Here is an 18837-nt window from a genome sequence, read left to right on the forward strand (position 1 = left end):
TGTTGAACGAGGTTCGTGTTCTGTCGAATGTCCGGGGTAGTCAGGTTGCCGCTTAGCGCTTCTGCGACAGATACCAGTCCACCGTCACCTGTGCCGCCAGCGTGCCTTCGGCATCGAAAATATCGACTGCCACGGGAAACGCCACCTTGCCATCCTGCGCCAGCTGCGCCTTCAAGGCAGCCAGGTCGCCCGGCACGCGGCCTTCGGCGCGCGTCGCGCCCCGGGCCACCTTCTGGTAGGCGATGCGCGACTCCTTGGCCACCGGGCGCAAGCCCAGTATCAGCTCGGCGAAGCCGCCAGCCATGGCCGCGCCGGAAGCCGTTTCGGCCAGGGTAAACAAGGCGCCCGCATGCTGCGTGCCCAGGTGATTATGCAGTTTGGGATCGTCCGGCAGCGACACCTTGGAGGTGCCGGCGCCGATCTCGTCGATGCTGATCCCCAGCAGCCGCACGAAGGGCAAGGTGTCCATCATCTGTTGTTTGATACGGTCATACACCATGCTTGGCCTCACGCGCAGCAGTACTTTAAATACGAGGGACAGGATCGTCATCGACGCTGTGCTTAGTTGCGTACCGGCTTACCGGTCTGCATCATGCCCATGATCCGTTCCTGGGTTTTCGGATGGTTCAACAGCTCCAGGAATGCCTTGCGTTCCATATCCAGCAGCCACTGTTCGCTGACGAAACTGCCCTGGTCCACGTCGCCGCCAGATACGATCTCGGCGATCATCTCGCCCAGCTTGAAATCGTGCGCCGAAATGAAGCCGCCGTCGCGCATGTTGACCAGCTGCGCCTTGATGGTGCCCCAGCCGTAGCGGCCCGTGACCTGGATCAGCGAAGGAAGCGCCGGACGGAAGCCCGCGTCGAACATGGCGCGCGCTTCGACCTTGGCCACGTGCAGCAGCTCGTAGGCGTTGAACACGATCACGTCGTCTTCCTTCAGGTAACCCATCTTCTTCGCTTCCAGCGCCGACTTCGACACGTTGGCGGTGGCCGCATTGGTGAAGCCCGTCTTCAGGAATTGCAGGATGTCGTTGCCCTTGGCTTCTTTGTAGGCGCGCTGCGCCGCTTCCTTCAAGCCGCCGCCGGCTGGAATCAGGCCCACGCCCACTTCCACCAGGCCGATATACGACTCGATCGAGGCCACGCGCTTCGATGCATGCAGCGCCAGCTCGCAACCGCCTCCCAGCGCCAGGCCGGCGACCGCGGCGATCACCGGCACGTTCGCGTATTTCAGCGACATGAAGGTGTTCTGCAGTTCGGCGATGATCGGATCGACGGCTTTCACGCCGCCTTGCATGAAGGCCGGCAGGGCCGATTGCAGGTCGGCGCCGGCCGAGAAGGCGCCGCCTTCGGCTGCGTCCGCGTGCCAGATCACCAGGCCCTTGAAGTTCTTTTCCGCTTCGGCCAGGGCCAGTTTCAAGCCATTGATGACGCCTTCGCCGATCACGTGCATCTTCGTCTTGAACGAGATGATCAGGACGTCGTCGCCCGTATGCCAGACGCGCACGGATTCGTCTTCGAAGACGGTGGTGCCGGCGGTCTTGCCGTCGATGGCGCCGCTGCCCAGTACGGGTGCGCGGAATGGCTGGCGGTCGTATACGGACAGGCTCGAGCGTGGCACGAAGCTGTTCGACACGGCGGAGTACGAACCTTCCGGCGTGTGCACGCCGCCTTTTTCAGCGACCGGGCCTTCGAAGACCCAGGCAGGCAAAGGCGCGTTGCACAGCGCGTGGCCGGCGTCGATGTCTTCCTTGACCCAGTTGGCCACTTGCAGCCAGTTCGATGCCTGCCACGTTTCAAACGGGCCCACGTTCCAGCCGAAGCCCCAGCGCATGGCGAAATCGATGTCGCGCGCGTTGTCGGCCACGGTGTCCAGATGGATGGCGATGTAGTGGAAGGCGTCGCGGAAGATCGCCCACAGGAACTGGCCTTGCGGATTCGTCGATTCGCGCAGCGCCTTCATCTTCTTGACCGGATCCTTTTCCTTCAGGATGCGGGCGATGATGTCGGCGGCCTTGGCGCCGCCGGCCACGTATTCACCGGTGGCGAAGTCCAGGCGCAAGATATCCTTGCCGACCTTCTTGTAGAAGCCCGCGCCGCTCTTCTGGCCCAGCGCGCCTTTTTCGACCAGCTGCGCCAGCACGGCCGGCGTCTTGTAGACGGCGGCGAACGGGTCGTTCGGCAGGTAGTCCTGCATGGTCTTGATCACATGGCCCATGGTGTCCAGGCCGACCACGTCCGCCGTGCGGAAAGTGCCCGACTTGGCGCGGCCCAGCTTGGAGCCGGTCAGGTCATCGACAACGTCCACGGACAGGCCGAATTTCTCGGCTTCATGCACGATGGCCAGGATGCCGAACACGCCCACGCGGTTGGCGATGAAGTTCGGCGTGTCCTTGGCGCGGACCACGCCCTTGCCCAGGGTGGTGGTCAAAAAGCCTTCCAGCTGGTCGGCGATTTCAGGCTTGGTGAACGCGGTCGGGATGATTTCGACCAGGTGCATATAGCGCGGCGGATTGAAGAAGTGCACGCCGCAGTAGCGCGATTTCAGGTCGGCGTCGAAGCCTTCGGCCAGCTTGGTGATCGACAGGCCCGAGGTGTTCGAGGCGAAGATCGCGTTCGGGCCGATGTGCGGGGCCACCTTCTGGTACAGGTCGTGTTTCCAGTCCATGCGCTCGGCGATGGCTTCGATGATCAGGTCGCAACCGGCCAGCAAGTCCAGGTTGTCTTCGTAGTTGGCCACCTGGATCAGCGCGGCGTCATCCTTGTTGCCCAGCGGCGCAGGCGACAGTTTTTTCAGGTTCTCGATGGCGCGCAGCACGATGCCATTCTTTGGACCTTCTTTTGCAGGCAGGTCGAACAGCACGACCGGCACTTTCGCGTTGATGCAATGGGCGGCGATCTGCGCACCCATCACGCCGGCGCCGAGGACGGCTACTTTTTTAACGATGAAATTGGTCATATTTTCCTCAAGTCTTAGAACAGGTCTGCGTCGAGTGCCATCAGGTTGGCCGAACCGGAACGCGCCTGACGGATCAGGGTTGCCGTTTCAGGCTGCAAGCGGGCGAAGTAGAAACGTGCGGTAGCCAGTTTGGCGGTATAGAACTTGTCGCCGCTGGATTCTTTTTCGAGGGCGATCTTGGCCATCTGCGCGAACAGGTAGCTGTAGATCATGTGGCCGACGACGCGCAGGTAAGGCACGCAGGCCGCGCCCACTTCGTCCGGATTCTGGAAGGCCTTCATACCGATTTCCATGGTCAGCTTGGTGACTTTGTCGCCCAGGTCGCCCAGTGGCGTGACGAATTCGCTCATCGCTTCATCGGTGCCGTTGTCTTCGACGAAAGCCTTGATTTTTTCGCCGAACTTGCGCAGCTTGGCGCCGTTGTCGCCCAGGATCTTGCGGCCCAACAGGTCCAGCGATTGGATCGTGTTCGTGCCTTCATAGATCATGTTGATGCGCGCGTCGCGCACGTACTGTTCCATGCCCCATTCCGAGATGTAGCCGTGGCCGCCGAACACTTGCATCGCGTCCGAGGTGGCGATCCAGGCGTTGTCGGTGATGAAGGCTTTGATGACGGGGGTCAGCAGCGCCACTTCGTCGGCCGCTTCCTTGCGCACGTCGGCGTCCGGGTGGTGCAGTTCGCGGTCGATCTGCAGCGCCACGTACGAGGTAAAGGCGCGCGCGCCTTCGGCGTAGGCTTTGCCCGTCAGCAGCATGCGGCGCACGTCAGGGTGCACGATGATGCGGTCGGCCGGCAGTTCCGGGTTCTTGATGCCGGACAGCGAACGCATTTGCGTGCGGTCCTTGGCGTAGATCAGCGCGTTCTGGTAAGCGATTTCCGTCAGGCCCAGCGACTGCATGCCCACGCCCAGGCGGGCCGCGTTCATGAAGACGAACATGGCGTTGAGGCCCTTGTTCGGCTGGCCGATGATCCAGCCTTTCGCGCCGTCCAGGTTCATCTGGCAGGTCGAATTGCCGTGGATGCCCATTTTTTCTTCGATGGCGCCGCAGGTGATCGGGTTGCGCTCGCCGACCGTGCCGTCCGCGTTCGGCAGGAATTTCGGCACCAGGAACAGCGAGATGCCTTTCGAGCCTTCCGGTGCGTCCGGCACGCGGGCCAGCACCAGGTGCAGGATGTTTTCCGCCATGTCGTGCTCGCCGGCCGAGATGAAGATCTTGTTGCCGGTGATGGTCCAGGAACCGTCCGCCTCAGGCAGCGCTTTCGAGCGCAGCAGGCCCAGGTCGGTGCCGCAGTGCGGTTCGGTCAGGCACATGGTGCCCGTCCATTCGCCCGACACCAGCTTCGGCAGGTAGACTTCCTTCTGGTGGTCGGTGCCGTGTTCCTTCAGGCACTCGTAGGCGCCGTGCGACAGGCCCGGGTACATGGACCAGGCCTGGTTCGACGAGTTCAGCATTTCATAGAACGAATTGTTCAGCACGACAGGCAAGCCCTGGCCGCCGTATTCCGGATCGCAAGCCAATGCCGCCCAGCCGCCTTCGACGTACTGTTTATACGCTTCTTTAAAGCCTTTAGGCGTGGTCACGCTTTTCGTGACGGGGTCGTGGTGGCAGCCTTCGCGGTCGCCGGAGTGGTTCAGCGGGAACAATACTTCGGAGGTGAATTTGCCGCCCTCTTCCAGTACCTGGTTGATGATGTCGGCGTCGACGTCGGCGTACGACGGCATTTGCTTCAGTTCTTCTTCCACTTGCAGGAACTCATGCAGGACGAATTGCATATCCCGGATTGGCGCGACGTATTGACCCATAATTTTCTCCTGAAGGCGATTAGCTAAAGTGTTGTACTTGTAGTGCGTGTGCGTTGTTGCGGATACTGCCTGACGGCTTATTTACTTGTGGCGCAATTCTGGTACGACGCCAGCAGGCGGATAAAGCCCGCTTGCGCCCGTTCGATGCTGCCCGGCACGCGCAGGAAGCGCGCGTCGTGATGCAGGGCCAGGATCAGGCCATACATCTCGTACACCAGCTGCTGGGCGTCCGTGTCCGCTTTCAGGTCGCCCGTGGCGATCGATTGCTCGACACAGCGCAGCAGCGCGCCCTGCCAGGCCCGCACCATGGCCACCAGGGCCTCGCGGATGGGACCCGGACGGTCGTCATACTCGACGGCGCCACTGATATAGATGCAGCCGGAAGCGATTTCCACGCTGACCCGCTTGACCCAGCGCGCAAACATCGATTGCAGGCGCTGGATGCCGCGTGGTTCTTTCATGCTGGGGAAAAAGACTTCTTGCTCGAAACGATAGTGATAAAGCTTCAGCACTTCCATCTGCAAGTCCTCGCGCGAGCCGAAGTGGGCAAACACGCCCGACTTGCTCATGTTCATTTTGTCCGCAAGCAGCCCAATCGTCAGGCCTTCCAGGCCGTCGCGGCTGGACAGGTCCAGCGCCACGTCGAGGATGGCTGCACGGGTCAGCTCGCCCTTGCGCATGAATTTGACTGAAGTATTCAAGATGTCCGTTCTAAAAGTGATGTTGCCGATTTGGCGGACTGAAGCGAGGGTAAAAAAAAGCACGCTTCGAAAAAATCCGAACGCTCGTACTATTATCCACTACCACGTAAAAGTCAAACGGGAACTTTAGAGCCGGCGTTCTATTGGTGCAGCGCAGCATTTTCTGACTGCGTGTTTATATCGGTTTCAGGCGGCAAAAGCGCCGTGCGCCCTTGCCTTGCAGTAACAATTGCGCCTCAGTCGAGGCCGCCAGCCTTGCACAATTGCCGGCGGTCGCGCTTGGTGGGCCGCCCCTTGATGGTGGTGCCCGGCTCGCGGAACAGCTTGCGCTCCTCGGCCAGCTGCTCGCGGCGGGCGATGCTGGCCGGCGTTTCTTCATACAGCAGGCGCGCCACGGGTGCCGCGCCGCGCTTGTCGGACAGGCCCAGCACGGCCACTTCCCACGTCTCCGCGCCATTGTCGATGGCCAGCTCATCGCCCACGCGCAGGCTGCGCGCCGGTTTGACGCGCTCGCCGCCCACTTTGACCTTGCCCGTGTCGACGGCTTCGCTGGCCAGCGAGCGCGTCTTGAAGAAGCGCGCCGCCCACAGCCATTTGTCCAGCCTGACCGTTGTCATCTCGTTCATGCGTACTTGCCTACTGAAAAAATGCGCATCACCAGCCGGTACACGAGGAACGCGGCTTCGTAACCGATGCGCCGGAAACGGCCGATGTGCTTGAAATCATCCTGGTGAATCACGATGCCGTCGGCCACGCCTTGCTCGATATGCTGGCGCAAGCTTTGCGCGAAGGCCACGTCCTTGATCACCACGTTCGCTTCCTGGTTCAAAAACAGGCTCAGCGCGTCAATATTGCTCGAACCCACCGTCGCCCAATCGTCGTCGACGACGGCCACCTTGGCGTGCAGCTGCGTCTTGCGGTATTCGACGATTTTCACGCCGGCAGCCAGCAGTTTCGGGTAAAACGAGTGCGCCACAGCATCTTGCATGCGGAATTCGCCCACGCCGATCAGCAGTACCACGTCGACGCCCCGCTGGGCCGCCTGGGCCAGGGCGTGGCGCAGCTTGTGACCGGGCGCGAAATACGGGTTGGCCAGCATCACGCTTTTCCTCGCCTGGCCCAGCGCCTGCAGGTAGGCGCGCTGGATGGTGCGGCGGTTGCGCAGGTTGTCGCGCACGACAAAACCGGCCACGACGGGGTTTTTCGCCAGCTCCTTGCTGACGACGCGCATCTTGCGGTACAGCTTGATACGCCGCACCAGGTTCATCTTGCCCAGACGCGCCCACTGCGCCTGCACCTCTTCATGGATAGCGTCCACCAGCGGACCCTTCACCTGCACGGCGAAATCCCAGCGCGGCGCTTCCAGGCTGATGCTGTGATCGTAGTCGCAAAACATGTCGTCGTTGATATTGATGCCGCCCACCAGGGCGATCTCGCCATCGGCGACGCAGATCTTGCGGTGCGTGCGCGTGATGCCGCGCCGGAACCAGGGATTGAAGATGCGGTGGTGCACGCCGGCCGCTTCCAGCTGCGCATGCATGGCCTTGACGCGGCGGTTGCCCGTGCCGAACCAGTCCGTGATCATGCACACCAGCACGCCGCGCGCGGCCGCCCGTTTCAGGGCGTCGAGCACCAGGGTGCCCGTGGCGTCATCGGCAAAGATATAGGTTTCGAAATAGACTTCCGAGCGTGCACCGTCGATGGCCGCTATGAGCGCGGGAAAGTAATCGGTGCCGCAATACAGCAGCTTGATGTCGTTGTGGGCGATGAAATTGACTGTGCGCATGCCGGCAGTCTACGCGAGTTTCAAAGCGGCAACTATCGGCGCGTGGTCCGACAGTTTGGCCCACAGGGTGCCATGCATCACTTGTGCGCCTTCCACGTGGAAACCGCGCACATAGATGCGGTCCAGGCGGAACCACGGCAAGGCGGCGGGAAAGGTGCGTGCCGGTACGGGGACGGGTGTTTTCGTCTGGCGCCGCGCCAGCGTACGCACGAGGTCGCCCAAGGCCGAATTCGATGCGCGCTGGTCGAACACTTCCACCACGCCGAGCGCATTGCGCAGCTTGTCGCTGAGCGTGTTGCGCCAGTCGTTGAAGTCGCCCGCGATGATGACGGGTTCGCCGTTCGGCGCCGATTCCATCACGGCGTCGATCAGCGCCTGCGTCTGCCGTCCCCGCCCCGACTCAAACAGGCCCAGGTGGACCACGTAGCAGTGCACGTCGGCCTGCGGCGTCTTGAGCACGCAATGCAGGATGCCGCGTTGCTCGTAGGCATGGTCGGACACGTCATGGTTGGTTTGCGAGGCGATGGGAAATTTGCTGAGCAAGGCGTTGCCATGGTGGCCATGGTCGTACACGGCATTCATGCCGTAGGCGGAATGGTGCTCGGCGCCGGCAAAGAATTCATGCTGCGACGCTTCCGGCCAATGCTTGTGGCCATTTTTCTCGGCGCCAAAGCGGGCCGCATTGCGGTCGTGCTTGCCTTGCACCTCTTGCAGGAAGACGACATCGGCATGGAACAGGGCGATCGCCTGCTTCAATGCGTGGACTCTGGGCAAGCCCCGCACGGAAGAGACGCCCTTGTGGATATTATAAGTTGCTACGCGGATTTTCATGCATGGATTCTACTCCCAGACGGGCCCCGCGCGGCGCCAGCGTAGGTGCGCGTGCGCACCTAATTCCTCGATTGGCTCGCCTTCGGCCTCGCCTGGCTCAGGCAAACATGCGCGCCAGGCCGCTGGCGACACTGACGCCGGCCGCCGCGATGCCGGCGGACCACACCACCTTGACCAGCAACGGTGCGCCGCGCCAGGCCACCGTGCGCTTGCCCTTGCTAAACATACCGGGATGCAACAGCAGTCCCACCACCATCAGCGGCAAGCCGACGGGCGGCGTGCGTTCGGGCGGCGTGTACAGGCTGGCCGCCACAATCACGACCAGGCACAGCGCCAGGCAGAATGTGCCGGCCAGTTTTTGTTGCTAGGAGAGATTAAACCAGTTCAACATGCAAGGCTTTCGAATGAGATCAACGATGGCGCGCCAGGCCCGTCATGGCCGGCAATTGCAGAATCGCTTCCGCGTTGGACGACGAGAAACAGCGGTCGGCCGCCGCCAGATAAGGCAGCCACGCGTATTGCAGGTGTTCGCGGGGGCTCAGGGTGATGGCGATGTCGCGCGGCACTTGCACGCTGAACACGTGTTCCGTGTTGCGCGTCACGCCGGGCGCATAGCGGTGGCGCCAGATCGGATAGATCTCGTACACATTCGACAAGTTCCAGTCGCGCAGCACGATATCGCATCCATCGGCAACGATGCCGGTCTCCTCGCACAGTTCGCGCGCGGCCGTCTGCGGCAGCGGTTCGTCGACGGCATCGACGGAACCCGTCACCGATTGCCAGAAGCCGGGCTGGCCCGCGCGTTCGATGAGCAAGACGTCAAGGTCAGCCGTATGAATGACGACCAGCACGGAAACAGGAATTTTATGAGTCATATCAACAATGAAAAAGGCGCCACGACAGCGCCTTTTTTTGCATAGTGGATCAAACAGCGGCCGCCGGGGCAGCCGCATGCTTCATTACACTACTTTAGGCTCGGCGCTGCGCAAACGGATGTGCAGTTCACGCAATTGCTTCTCGTCCACTTCCGACGGCGCATGGGTCAGCAAGTCTTGCGCGCGCTGGGTTTTCGGGAAGGCGATCACGTCGCGGATCGATTCGGAACCCGTCATCATGGTCACGATACGGTCCAGGCCGAATGCCAGGCCGCCATGCGGTGGCGCGCCGTATTGCAGGGCGTCGAGCAGGAAGCCGAACTTCAGCTGCGCTTCTTCCGCATCGATCTTCAATGCGCGGAACACTTTCGACTGCACTTCTTCGCGGTGGATACGGATCGAACCGCCGCCCAGTTCCCAGCCGTTCAAGACCATGTCGTAGGCCTTGGCGATGCAGGCGCCCGGATCGCTTTCCAGCATGTCTTCATGGCCGTCTTTCGGCGCCGTGAATGGATGGTGGGTCGCCGTCCAGCGGTCCGCTTCTTCGTCGTGCTCGAACATCGGGAAGTCGACCACCCACAATGGCTTCCACACGTCTTCGAACAGGCCGGCTTTCTTGCCGAACTCGCTGTGACCGATTTTCACGCGCAGCGCGCCGATGGCGTCGTTGACGACTTTCGCCTTGTCGGCGCCGAAGAAGATCAGGTCGCCGTCTTGCGCGCCCGTCTGCTCAAGGATCGTGGCCAGCACGTCGGCAGGCAGGAACTTGACGATCGGCGACTGCAGACCTTCAGGACCCTTGGCTTTCTCGTTGACCTTGATGTAAGCGAGGCCCTTGGCGCCGTAGATGGCGACGAATTGCGTGTAGGCGTCGATTTCCGAACGGGGCATACTGCCGCCTTGCGGTACGCGCAGGGCCACCACGCGGCCGCCTTTCATGTTGGCGGCGCCGTTGAAGACCTTGAACTCGACCGACTTCATGACTTCGGTCAAGTCCGTGAAGGCCAGCTTGACGCGCATGTCCGGCTTGTCGGAACCGTACAGGCCCATCGCTTCGGCGAAATCCATCACCGGGAACGGGTTCGGCAGGTCGATGTTCAGGGTGTTCTTGAAGACGACGCGGATCATGTCTTCGAACAGGTCGCGGATTTCCTGTTCCGTCAGGAACGAGGTTTCGCAATCGATCTGCGTGAATTCAGGCTGGCGGTCGGCGCGCAAGTCTTCGTCGCGGAAGCACTTGGTGATCTGGTAGTAACGGTCGAAGTTGGCAACCATCAACAGTTGCTTAAACAACTGTGGCGATTGCGGCAAGGCGAAGAAGCTGCCGGCGTTCACGCGCGACGGCACCAGGTAGTCGCGCGCGCCTTCTGGCGTGGACTTGGTCAGCATCGGCGTTTCGATGTCGATGAAGCCCAGCGCGTCGAGGTACTTGCGCACTTCCATCGTCACCTTGTAGCGCAGGCGCAGGTTGTTTTGCATTTGCGGGCGGCGCAGGTCCAGCACGCGGTGCGTCAGACGCGTCGTTTCCGACAGGTTGTCGTCGTCCAGCTGGAACGGCACGGGCACGGACGGGTTCAGCACTTCCAGCTCCGAGCAGACCACTTCGATCTTGCCCGACTTCAGGTTGTTGTTGATCGTGCCTTCGATACGGTTGGTCACGACGCCCGTCACGCGCAGGCAGAATTCGTTGCGCACGGCTTCGGCGACCTTGAACATCTCCGCTTGTTCCGGGTTGCAAACGATTTGCACCAGGCCTTCGCGGTCGCGCAAGTCGATGAAAATCAGGCTGCCGTGGTCGCGGCGGCGATGTACCCAGCCGCACAGGCTGACGGTTTGTCCCAGCATGGCTTCGGTAACGAGGCCGCAGTATTCAGTACGCATAGACATAAAATTCTCAGTTCAGGTTAGTGAGTGTTCAATCCGGCCACGTCCCGCATGGGACGCCTGCCTTTATTCTTTGGCTGCCGGGGCCGGTACAGCAACAACTTCCGCAGGCGCCACCACGCCCATCGAGACGATATATTTGAGCGCCGCATCGACGCTCATGTCGAGTTCGACGACATCGCTGCGCTTCATCATCAGGAAAAAGCCTGACGTCGGGTTCGGCGTCGTCGGCACGTACACGCTGACATAGTCGCCCACCAGGTGGTTCGCCGCATCGCCGCCCGGCACGCCCGTCAGGAAAGCGATGGTCCAGGAGTTCTGGTGCGGATACGGCACCAGCACGGCCTTGCGGAAGGCATTGCCCGACGGGGAAAACAGGGTATCGGACACTTGCTTGACGCTCGAATACAGGGAATTGACGATGGGTATGCGTTGCAGCAATTTTTCCCACAGCTTCACCACGTAATTGCCGACCAGGTTATTCGTCAGCAAGCCCGTGAAGAACACGATCAGCACCGTCAATACCGTGCCCAGGCCGGGAATGGTGCTCAGCGCGGGAATCTTGTGGCCGAACCAGACGCTGGGCTGCGTACTGCCGGGCACCAGCAACAGCGACTGGTCCATCGTGCTGATGACCAGATTCAGCACCCAGGCCGTAATGGCCAGGGGCACCAAAATCAGTAATCCGGTAATAAAGTATTTACGCATCAGTTTCTCGGTAATGGATCGTATCGGCGCGGCGCGCTTTTCAGTCCGCTTTCGGCGTGGTGGCAGCAGGAGCGGGCGCAGGCGCAGCGGCAGGCGCGCTCTCGGCGGCCGGGGCAGGCTTGGCGTTATCGGCCGGGCCCGTCGGAATGGCCGTGGTGGGCGCCGTACCGCCGCGGAAATCGGTCGCGTACCAGCCAGTGCCCTTCAATTGGAAACCGGCGGCCGTCAATTGTTTCTTGAAACTGGGCTTGCCGCACGACAGGCACACCGTCAGTACTGGATCGGAGATCTTTTGCAAGACATCCTTGGCAAAACCACACTCGTCACAACGGTAAGCGTAAATCGGCATCTCTACTCCGAGAAAAAACTTCAAAAACCCTGAATTATAAAGCTTTTCCTTTGTCGCCAGCGGAAAATGCCCCGCCCGCTTCAGTCCGCCCGGCGGCGCCAGCTCATCCAGCGCTCCTTGCCGGCGAAGACGGCAATGGAATCATCGACGGCCTCATCGGCCAGACAGTCGAAATGCGGCGCCAGCAATTCCTGCAGTTTCTCCCGCGAAATGCCGAACGGCGGCCCCTTGGCATTGTCGTCAAAGAAAAAGTAGCCGGCCAGCATGGCGCCCGGCGCCAGCAGCTGCGCCCAGCGGGCCGCCACTTGCGGCCACATGGCGCGCGGCATGGCGCACAAAAACGCCCGTTCATAGATCAGGTCCAGCGGTGCCTCGGGCTGCCAGGCAAAGAAATCCGCTTCCATCACCTGCCCTGCCCGCTCGCCCAGCTGGGCACGCGCGGCGGCCACGGCGGCCGGCGAAAAGTCGATGGCCGTGGCATCCCAGCCGTGATCGAGCATGAAGACCAGTTCATAGGCGGAGCCGCAGCCGGGAATCAGGCAGCGCAGCGCCGCCGGACTGCCGGCCACGAAGCGGCGCAGGCGGGACGGCACGCCGCCCTGGTCCCAGGGCGTGAATTGCTTTTCGAAACGCTCGTCCCAGAAGGCGGGCGAGAGCGGGTCGCGGTTGTGGAAGTCAGCCATCACTTACGTCCTGATCCAGTTAAAACGGCAGTTGATGCCAGCGCATGAACACTTGCAAGCCCAGCGCGCCGAGGGCGAAGGCGCCGACAAAGTACACGATAAAGCTCAGCAAGCGGTTCGTCTGGCGTTGCTCCGCCAGCAAGGTTTTCATCAGTTCCACGTCGTTTTCACGCGGTTCGCCATGCACGGTCAAGGCCTGATGCAGCAAGCGCGGCAGTTGCGGGAAAATGTGCGCATAACGGGGCGCCTCGGCGCGCAGGCGTTCCATGAAGCCTTGCGGCCCCACCTGGTTGCTCATCCATTTTTCCAGGTAGGGCTTGGCCGTTTGCCACAGGTCCAGTTCCGGATCGAGCTGGCGGCCCAGGCCTTCGATATTGAGCAGGGTCTTTTGCAGCAGCACCAGTTGCGGCTGCACTTCCACGTTGAAGCGGCGCGAAGTCTGGAACAGCCGCAGCAAGACTTGCCCAAAAGAAATATCCTTCAGCGGGCGGTCGAAGATCGGCTCGCAGCAGGCGCGCACGGCCGCTTCCAGCTCGTCGACGCGCGTGTCCTTCGGCGCCCAGCCCGATTCGATGTGCGCCTCGGCCACGCGCTTGTAGTCGCGGCGGAAGAAGGCGAGGAAGTTTTGCGACAGATAATCCTTGTCGTAGTCGTTCAAGGTTCCCACGATGCCGAAGTCCAGCGCGATGTAGCGGCCGAACGAGTCGGGCGCGATCGATACGAGAATATTACCCGGGTGCATGTCAGCATGGAAAAAGCCGTCGCGGAACACTTGCGTGAAGAAAATTTCCACGCCATCGCTGGACAGTTTGCGCAAGTCCACGCCGGCCGCCACCAGGCGCTCGGTCTGCGACACGGGGATGCCGTACATGCGCTCCATGACGATGACGCTGCTGGAACAATAATCCCAGTGCATTTCCGGCACCAGCAGCAAGTCCGAGTTGGCGAAGTTGCGGCGCAGCTGGCTGGCGTTGGCCGCCTCGCGCATCAGGTCCAGCTCGTCGTGCAGGTATTTGTCGAACTCGCCCACCACCTCTTTCGGCTTCAGGCGCTTGCTGTCGGCCCACAGGCGACTGGTCCAGTCGGCGGCGATGTGCATCAGGGCCACATCTTCGTCGATCAGCTTTTTCATGCCTGGACGCAAGACCTTCACGGCCACTTCGCGGCCGTCTTTCAAGGTGGCAAAGTGTACCTGGGCAATAGATGCGGACGCCACCGGCTCGCGCTCGAAGCGGGCAAACAGTTGATCCGGGTGCGCACCGAGCGACTTGGTGATTTGCGCGATGGCCAGATCGGAATCGAAGGGCGGCACCCGGTCTTGCAGGCGCGCCAGTTCTTCGGCGATGTCGGGCGGCATCAAATCGCGCCGGGTCGACAGCACCTGGCCGAATTTGACGAAAATCGGGCCCAGCTCTTCCAGCGCCAGGCGCAGGCGCAAGCCCCGCGGCGACGACAGGTCGCGCCAGAAAATCAGGGTGTCGATCAATTTGGCGGTGCGGGGAACTTGCAGACCAGAAATCGCTATCTCATCCAGACCGTACTTGATGGAAACACGGATGATTTTAAACAGGCGCAGGAATTTCAATATCATGTAGACAAATCCGGTGAGGAGGACTGCGGCTGGACGGCGGCGGCCGCCTTTTCCAGCCGGGCAAGGCGCTTGGCCAGGCGTTCGACGTCATCGCGCACGCGCGTCACGCCAGCGGAATACTCTTGCAGGGTAGAAGGACGGATCAGCATCGGCTGTTCGTCGAGAAAGTATTCGGCCACGTTTTCCGCCAGCTTTTGCTGGCCCGTACGCACAAAGGCGGCGGCATCTTTCGCACCGGAAACGAGGCGCGTGGCCAGCATGGGGCCGACGACCTTTTCCAGGTCGTGCTCGGCTTCCCAGCGCAAACCCTTGCTCAATTGCGAAATCGCATTGGCAAACTCGGCATCGCCTTCGATCTTGACGTAGGAAAACGCCCGCTCGCGGTTTTGCAGGATCAGCGGCACATCGGACAATTTCACGCGGATGGTCACATTGGCAACTACGTCCGCCGGTGCCGTTTCCAGCATGCCGGCGCTGTCGACGCGCAGGCGCAAGGCCACGGCGCCCGTGTCGATGCAGGCCAGCTTGCCGGCGTGCACGGCCAGCTGCTGGCGCGCCCACGGCTCCTGCGCCAGCAAATGGTTGATAGTGGCGATGACGGGCGTCATCAGGGAAAGATCGGAAAGTGGTGCCATCGTGTGCGTGCGCGCCAAACGCGCCCCTAAAAATGAAAAACCGCCCGTACAACAACGCGGGCGGTTTCGATCTTACCAGTTCAGCAGGAAATATCTGTTAAGCATCATGCATTCCGCATGGACTTAAGCCATTATTCAGCAAGTTTTTACAATTAATTCAATTGCTGGATGCCTGCCAGGACCCAGCCGCTGTTGCCGCTGACCGGTTTCGACATATTCCACACTTCCGCAAACGGTTCCGCTGCCGCGCCCGGCGCCGAACGGATCAGGCCCGTAAACTTGACGCTGGCCAGGTAATCGTTGACGCTCGTCTCGATACCGAGCAGTTCGGCATCGATGGTGACGACATCCGTAAAGTCCGGCTGCGCGCCACGTTCCTGGATTTGCATGCGCAGTTCCGCATACACTTCCGGCGACGTGAATTCGCGGATATCGTTGACGTCGGCCTTGTCCCAGGCCGCTTGCAAGCGAATGAAATTGCTTTTCGCGTGGCGCAGGAAGGCTTCCTTGTCGAAGTCGCCTGGTACGCCCCATGGCGCGGCAGCCGGTGCCGGCTTGTCCAGGCCGACGCCGGACGAGACGGGTTGCAGCGGCGGCAGCGGCGGGATGTGCGAACCGATGTCGGGCACATTGCCGGCCGGTGCCGGCTGGTTGCCGAAACCGGCGAACGGCGCATTGCCGGCGTTAGTGTCGCGTTTGCCGCGCACCATGCGGTAGATGAAGAAGGCCACGCCGGCCAGCAAAGCCACCATCAGCAGGGTGCTGATCATGCTGGCCAGGGCGCCGCCCAGGCCAAAATGCGACAGCAAGGCGCCCAGACCCAGGCCCAGCAAGGCGCCGCCCAGCAAGCCCTTCCAGCGGCTCGGTGCCTTGGCGGCGGCAGGCGCCGGTGCGGGAGCTGGCGCAGGCTGCGCCTGGCGCGGCGCGGCGGCCGGCGCCGGGGTGGGCGCAGGTGCGGGCGCCTGGCGGCCCACGTTTTGCGACTGGCGGCCAAACGAACGGCCACCGCCCATGGGACGGGCCAGCGCCTCGCCCAGCATGGATACCGTGGCCGCGGCCAGCATCATGCCGACCATAAATTTCTTCAATTTCATTCCATCTCCTAAAATCACCAACGTTGATGCATTACATCTTGATACCGGTGTGCAAAGCGGCAATGCCTGCCGTCAAATTGTAGTACTGCACGCGCTCCAGGCCCGCCGTTTCCATCATGGTCTTCAAGGTTTCCTGGTCCGGGTGCATGCGGATCGATTCGGCCAGATAGCGATAGCTTTCCGCGTCACCGGCGATTTTCTGGCCGAACCACGGCAAGACCGAGAACGAATACAGGTCGTACGGTTTTTGCAGCGGCGCCGCCACCTTGGAAAATTCCAGCACCAGCAGCTTGCCGCCCGGTTTCAGCACGCGGCGCATTTCCGCCAGCGCCACGTCCTTGTGCGTCATGTTGCGCAGGCCGAAGGCGACGCTGACGCGGTCGAAATAATTATCGGGGAATGGCAGTTTTTCCGCGTCACACAACAAGGTGGGGGTGAGCAAGCCGCGATTCAAGAGGCGGTCGCGGCCCACGCGCAACATCGATTCATTGATATCGGTCAACCAGACTTCGCCCGTAGGACCCGCCTGCTTGGCAAACGCCTTCGACAGGTCGCCCGTGCCGCCGGCGATGTCGAGCACCTTGAAACCGGGGCGCACGCCCGCGTTGGCGATGGTAAACGTCTTCCACAGACGGTGCAGCCCGCCCGACATCAAGTCGTTCATCACGTCGTATTTGGCAGCGACGGAATGGAACACCTTGGCGACTTCGCGCACTTTGTCGTCTTCTGCAACTGTTTTGTATCCGAAATGGGTCGTATTGGTCATGGTAGGCAGTCTGTTTGAACTTGGGAGCATTATACAAGCGGCAGGCGCATTTCCCCGTGACGCCGGAGAAGGTATTGCCTTTCCACCGCATTCGAAGCCAGCATGGCCGCCCGCGCATACGCCGCCAGCGCCCCCGGCCGGTCGCCCTGGCGGCGCAGCAAGTCGGCCCGGGCCGCGTGCAGATAATGCGAGTTGACAAGGCTGGGAACGGCTTCGAGCCGCGCCAGCCAGAACAGCCCGTGTGCGGCGCCGTGCGCCATGGCGCAGGCGATCACGGCATTGAGCAAAATCATGGGTTCCGGCTTGTGGCGCAGCAAGGCGCCATACAGGGCGCTGATCTGGCGCCAGTCCGTCCCGCTGGCCGTGGGCGCTTGCGCGTGCAAGGCGGCAATGGCGGCCTGCAGCTGATACGGCCCTGGCGCGCGCGCCGGCAAGGCCAGCGCCAGCACGGCCAATCCCTCGGCAATCAGGGCGTCATCCCACAGGCGCCGGTCCTGCTCTTCCAGGGTCAGCAGTTCACCGCCTGGCGAGAGGCGGGCCGGGCCGCGCGACGCCTGCAGCAGCAGCAGGGCCAATAGGCCCTGCACTTCCGGCTGGCCGGGCTGCAGGCTGTCCAGCAGGCGCCCCAGGCGCAGCGCTTCCGCGCACAGGTCGGCGCGCAGCAACGTGTCGCCGCCGCTGGCGCAATAACCTTCGCTGAACACCAGGTAAATCACGTGCAGCACTTGCGCCAGCCGCGGCTGCAGCTCTTGTTCCGGCGGTAACTCGAAGAGAATGCGCGCTTCGGCGATCTTGCGTTTGGCGCGCAACAAACGCTGCGACAGGGCCGCTTCCGCCACGCCGAAGGCGCGTGCGATCTCGCCCGTGGACAGGCCACACAGGGTGCGCAGGGCCAGCGCCACCTGCGCCTCGGGCGCCAGCGCGGGATGGCAGCAGATGAACAGCAGGCGCAAGCGGTCATCCTCGATGGCCTGCGTTTCTTCCATCACGGCAGCCGGCAGGCAGGACAGCACGGCCTCGGCATCGCTGACGCTCTTGCCCGCCCGGCGTACGTGGTCGAGAGCCGCGTTGCGCGCCACGGCACTGAGCCAGGCGGCGGGATTGCCGGGGATGCCTGTGCGCGGCCACAGCTCCAGCGCCTTGCGGCACGCTTCCTGCAGCACATCTTCCGCCAGGCCCAAGTCGCCGAAACGCCGCATCAGGCCGGCCAGCACCCTGCCCTTTTCCTGGCGAAAGACGTGCTCGACGGCCGCAATGGCGTCGCCGGCCATGGTCAAGCCGTGACGGGCCGCACTTCGATCGTGCCCAGGGAAGCCGCCGGACAACGCCCGGCCCAGGCCAGCGCTTCGTCCAGGTGGGCGCAGTCGAGCAGATAGTAGCCGCCCAGCTGCTCCTTGGTTTCCGCGAACGGCCCGTCCGTGATGACAGGCTTGCCATTTTGCACACGCACGCTGGTGGCGCTGCCCACCGGCGCCAGCTCGGCCCCGCCGCGCAGCACGCCGGCCGCGTCCAGTGCCTGCGTATAGCTGGCAAAGTCGGCCATCAGGCTGGCCATCTGCCCTTCCGGCATGGATGCATAACGGGATTCATCGGCGTAGATCAGGATCATGTATTCCATAGTCTCTTCTCCAAAGAAAAATGCCCGCAAGCGCGGGCATTCATACGACGAACGGGGCGGCGGCAATCCGACAAGATTACCGCATTATTTTTAATTAATGCTTATGGCCGCAGCTGGGTCCATGCACGTGGCCGCCGGAAGATTGCTTGACCGTCATGTCGGCCTTGGCGTCGCGGCCGCTGTCGCCCGGGTAGCCAGCTGCCGCCAGCTGGTCAAGGTAGGCTTGCCACAAGGTGGCTTGTTCCGCGCCCAGCTTGTACAGATAAGCCCAGGTGTACAGGCCGGAATTGTGGCCGTCGCTGAAGGTAGGCTGCACGGCGTAGTTGCCGACGGGCTCGATGCCCGTGATGCCGACCAGGCGTTTTCCTAATTGCAAGGTTTCCTGGCCCTTGCCATGGCCCTGCACTTCGGCCGAGGGCGAGTACACGCGCAGGTATTCGAACGGCAGCGCAAATGTGCTGCCGTCGTCGAAAGCCACGTCGAGCACGCGCGACTGGTTGTGCACGGTCAAGCCGGTCGGTTGCGGTGTTGCTGTTTTTTCAGTCATGAC

The 18837-nt window shown here is 62.1% G+C and carries 20 protein-coding genes; all 20 read right to left on the reverse strand.

All coding sequences use genetic code 11. The features are described 5' to 3' along the window. Positions 1–52: 52 nt before the first annotated feature. On the reverse strand, positions 53–550 hold the full coding sequence (locus IGS60_RS25525) for a PaaI family thioesterase (RefSeq protein ID WP_230506575.1): 498 nt from the start codon (positions 548–550) through the stop codon (positions 53–55). Positions 551–561: 11 nt separating this feature from the next. Beyond that, positions 562–2961: a 3-hydroxyacyl-CoA dehydrogenase/enoyl-CoA hydratase family protein gene (locus IGS60_RS25530; protein ID WP_230506576.1), complete on the reverse strand. Its 2400-nt coding sequence runs from the start codon at positions 2959–2961 to the stop codon at positions 562–564. A 14-nt stretch (positions 2962–2975) separates the two neighbouring features. Further along, complete coding sequence (locus tag IGS60_RS25535; protein WP_034753387.1) at positions 2976–4766, reverse strand: acyl-CoA dehydrogenase C-terminal domain-containing protein; 1791 nt, start codon at positions 4764–4766, stop codon at positions 2976–2978. 77 nt (positions 4767–4843) lie between these two features. Continuing rightward, the gene (locus tag IGS60_RS25540) at positions 4844–5446 is read right to left on the reverse strand and encodes a TetR/AcrR family transcriptional regulator (RefSeq protein WP_070292367.1); all 603 of its coding nucleotides are present in this window, start codon (positions 5444–5446) and stop codon (positions 4844–4846) included. A gap of 257 nt (positions 5447–5703) precedes the next feature. Beyond that, positions 5704–6093: an RNA-binding S4 domain-containing protein gene (locus tag IGS60_RS25545; RefSeq protein ID WP_230506577.1), complete on the reverse strand. Its 390-nt coding sequence runs from the start codon at positions 6091–6093 to the stop codon at positions 5704–5706. After that, complete coding sequence (clsB, locus tag IGS60_RS25550; RefSeq protein WP_070221631.1) at positions 6090–7253, reverse strand: cardiolipin synthase ClsB; 1164 nt, start codon at positions 7251–7253, stop codon at positions 6090–6092. Before clsB ends, IGS60_RS25545 begins: the two co-directional genes overlap by 4 nt. Before the next feature lie 9 nt (positions 7254–7262). Continuing rightward, positions 7263–8084, reverse strand: coding sequence for an endonuclease/exonuclease/phosphatase family protein (locus IGS60_RS25555; protein ID WP_070221632.1), 822 nt, complete (start codon positions 8082–8084; stop codon positions 7263–7265). Positions 8085–8181: 97 nt separating this feature from the next. Further along, a complete protein-coding gene (locus tag IGS60_RS25560) occupies positions 8182–8397 on the reverse strand; it encodes a hypothetical protein (RefSeq protein ID WP_230506578.1) in 216 nt (71 codons plus the stop codon). Between the two features lie 97 nt (positions 8398–8494). After that, a complete protein-coding gene (gene nudB / locus IGS60_RS25565) occupies positions 8495–8959 on the reverse strand; it encodes a dihydroneopterin triphosphate diphosphatase (protein ID WP_230506579.1) in 465 nt (154 codons plus the stop codon). An 84-nt stretch (positions 8960–9043) separates the two neighbouring features. Beyond that, positions 9044–10840, reverse strand: a complete 1797-nt coding sequence (gene aspS, locus IGS60_RS25570) for an aspartate--tRNA ligase (RefSeq protein ID WP_070221635.1) — start codon at positions 10838–10840, stop codon at positions 9044–9046. 69 nt (positions 10841–10909) lie between these two features. Next, complete coding sequence (locus IGS60_RS25575; protein WP_070292364.1) at positions 10910–11551, reverse strand: DUF502 domain-containing protein; 642 nt, start codon at positions 11549–11551, stop codon at positions 10910–10912. 40 nt (positions 11552–11591) lie between these two features. Then, on the reverse strand, positions 11592–11900 hold the full coding sequence (locus IGS60_RS25580) for an FmdB family zinc ribbon protein (RefSeq protein WP_230506580.1): 309 nt from the start codon (positions 11898–11900) through the stop codon (positions 11592–11594). Positions 11901–11980: 80 nt separating this feature from the next. Then, positions 11981–12583, reverse strand: a complete 603-nt coding sequence (locus tag IGS60_RS25585; RefSeq protein ID WP_230506581.1) for a methyltransferase — start codon at positions 12581–12583, stop codon at positions 11981–11983. A 19-nt stretch (positions 12584–12602) separates the two neighbouring features. Further along, positions 12603–14174, reverse strand: a complete 1572-nt coding sequence (gene ubiB, locus IGS60_RS25590) for a ubiquinone biosynthesis regulatory protein kinase UbiB (RefSeq protein ID WP_070221638.1) — start codon at positions 14172–14174, stop codon at positions 12603–12605. Beyond that, positions 14171–14809 (reverse strand): SCP2 domain-containing protein, encoded by a 639-nt coding sequence (locus IGS60_RS25595; RefSeq protein ID WP_070312527.1) that lies wholly within the window; start codon positions 14807–14809, stop codon positions 14171–14173. Before IGS60_RS25595 ends, ubiB begins: the two co-directional genes overlap by 4 nt. A 152-nt stretch (positions 14810–14961) precedes the next feature. Then, positions 14962–15903: a Tim44 domain-containing protein gene (locus tag IGS60_RS25600; protein WP_230506582.1), complete on the reverse strand. Its 942-nt coding sequence runs from the start codon at positions 15901–15903 to the stop codon at positions 14962–14964. A 31-nt stretch (positions 15904–15934) separates the two neighbouring features. Beyond that, positions 15935–16669 carry a bifunctional demethylmenaquinone methyltransferase/2-methoxy-6-polyprenyl-1,4-benzoquinol methylase UbiE gene (gene ubiE, locus IGS60_RS25605; RefSeq protein WP_034753359.1) on the reverse strand — a complete coding sequence of 245 codons (735 nt, stop codon included), beginning with the start codon at positions 16667–16669 and terminating at the stop codon, positions 15935–15937. A 29-nt stretch (positions 16670–16698) separates the two neighbouring features. After that, entirely contained in the window at positions 16699–17940 is a 1242-nt protein-coding gene (locus IGS60_RS25610) for an RNA polymerase sigma factor (protein WP_230506583.1), read from the reverse strand. A 2-nt stretch (positions 17941–17942) separates the two neighbouring features. Next, on the reverse strand, positions 17943–18287 hold the full coding sequence (locus IGS60_RS25615) for a YciI family protein (protein WP_230506584.1): 345 nt from the start codon (positions 18285–18287) through the stop codon (positions 17943–17945). A gap of 94 nt (positions 18288–18381) precedes the next feature. Continuing rightward, positions 18382–18834: a gamma-butyrobetaine hydroxylase-like domain-containing protein gene (locus IGS60_RS25620; RefSeq protein ID WP_230506585.1), complete on the reverse strand. Its 453-nt coding sequence runs from the start codon at positions 18832–18834 to the stop codon at positions 18382–18384. Between the last annotated feature and the right edge of the window lie 3 nt (positions 18835–18837).

The organism is Janthinobacterium sp. FW305-128 (genome assembly GCF_020858135.1).
In the GTDB taxonomy this organism is placed as follows: Bacteria; Pseudomonadota; Gammaproteobacteria; order Burkholderiales; family Burkholderiaceae_D; genus Janthinobacterium.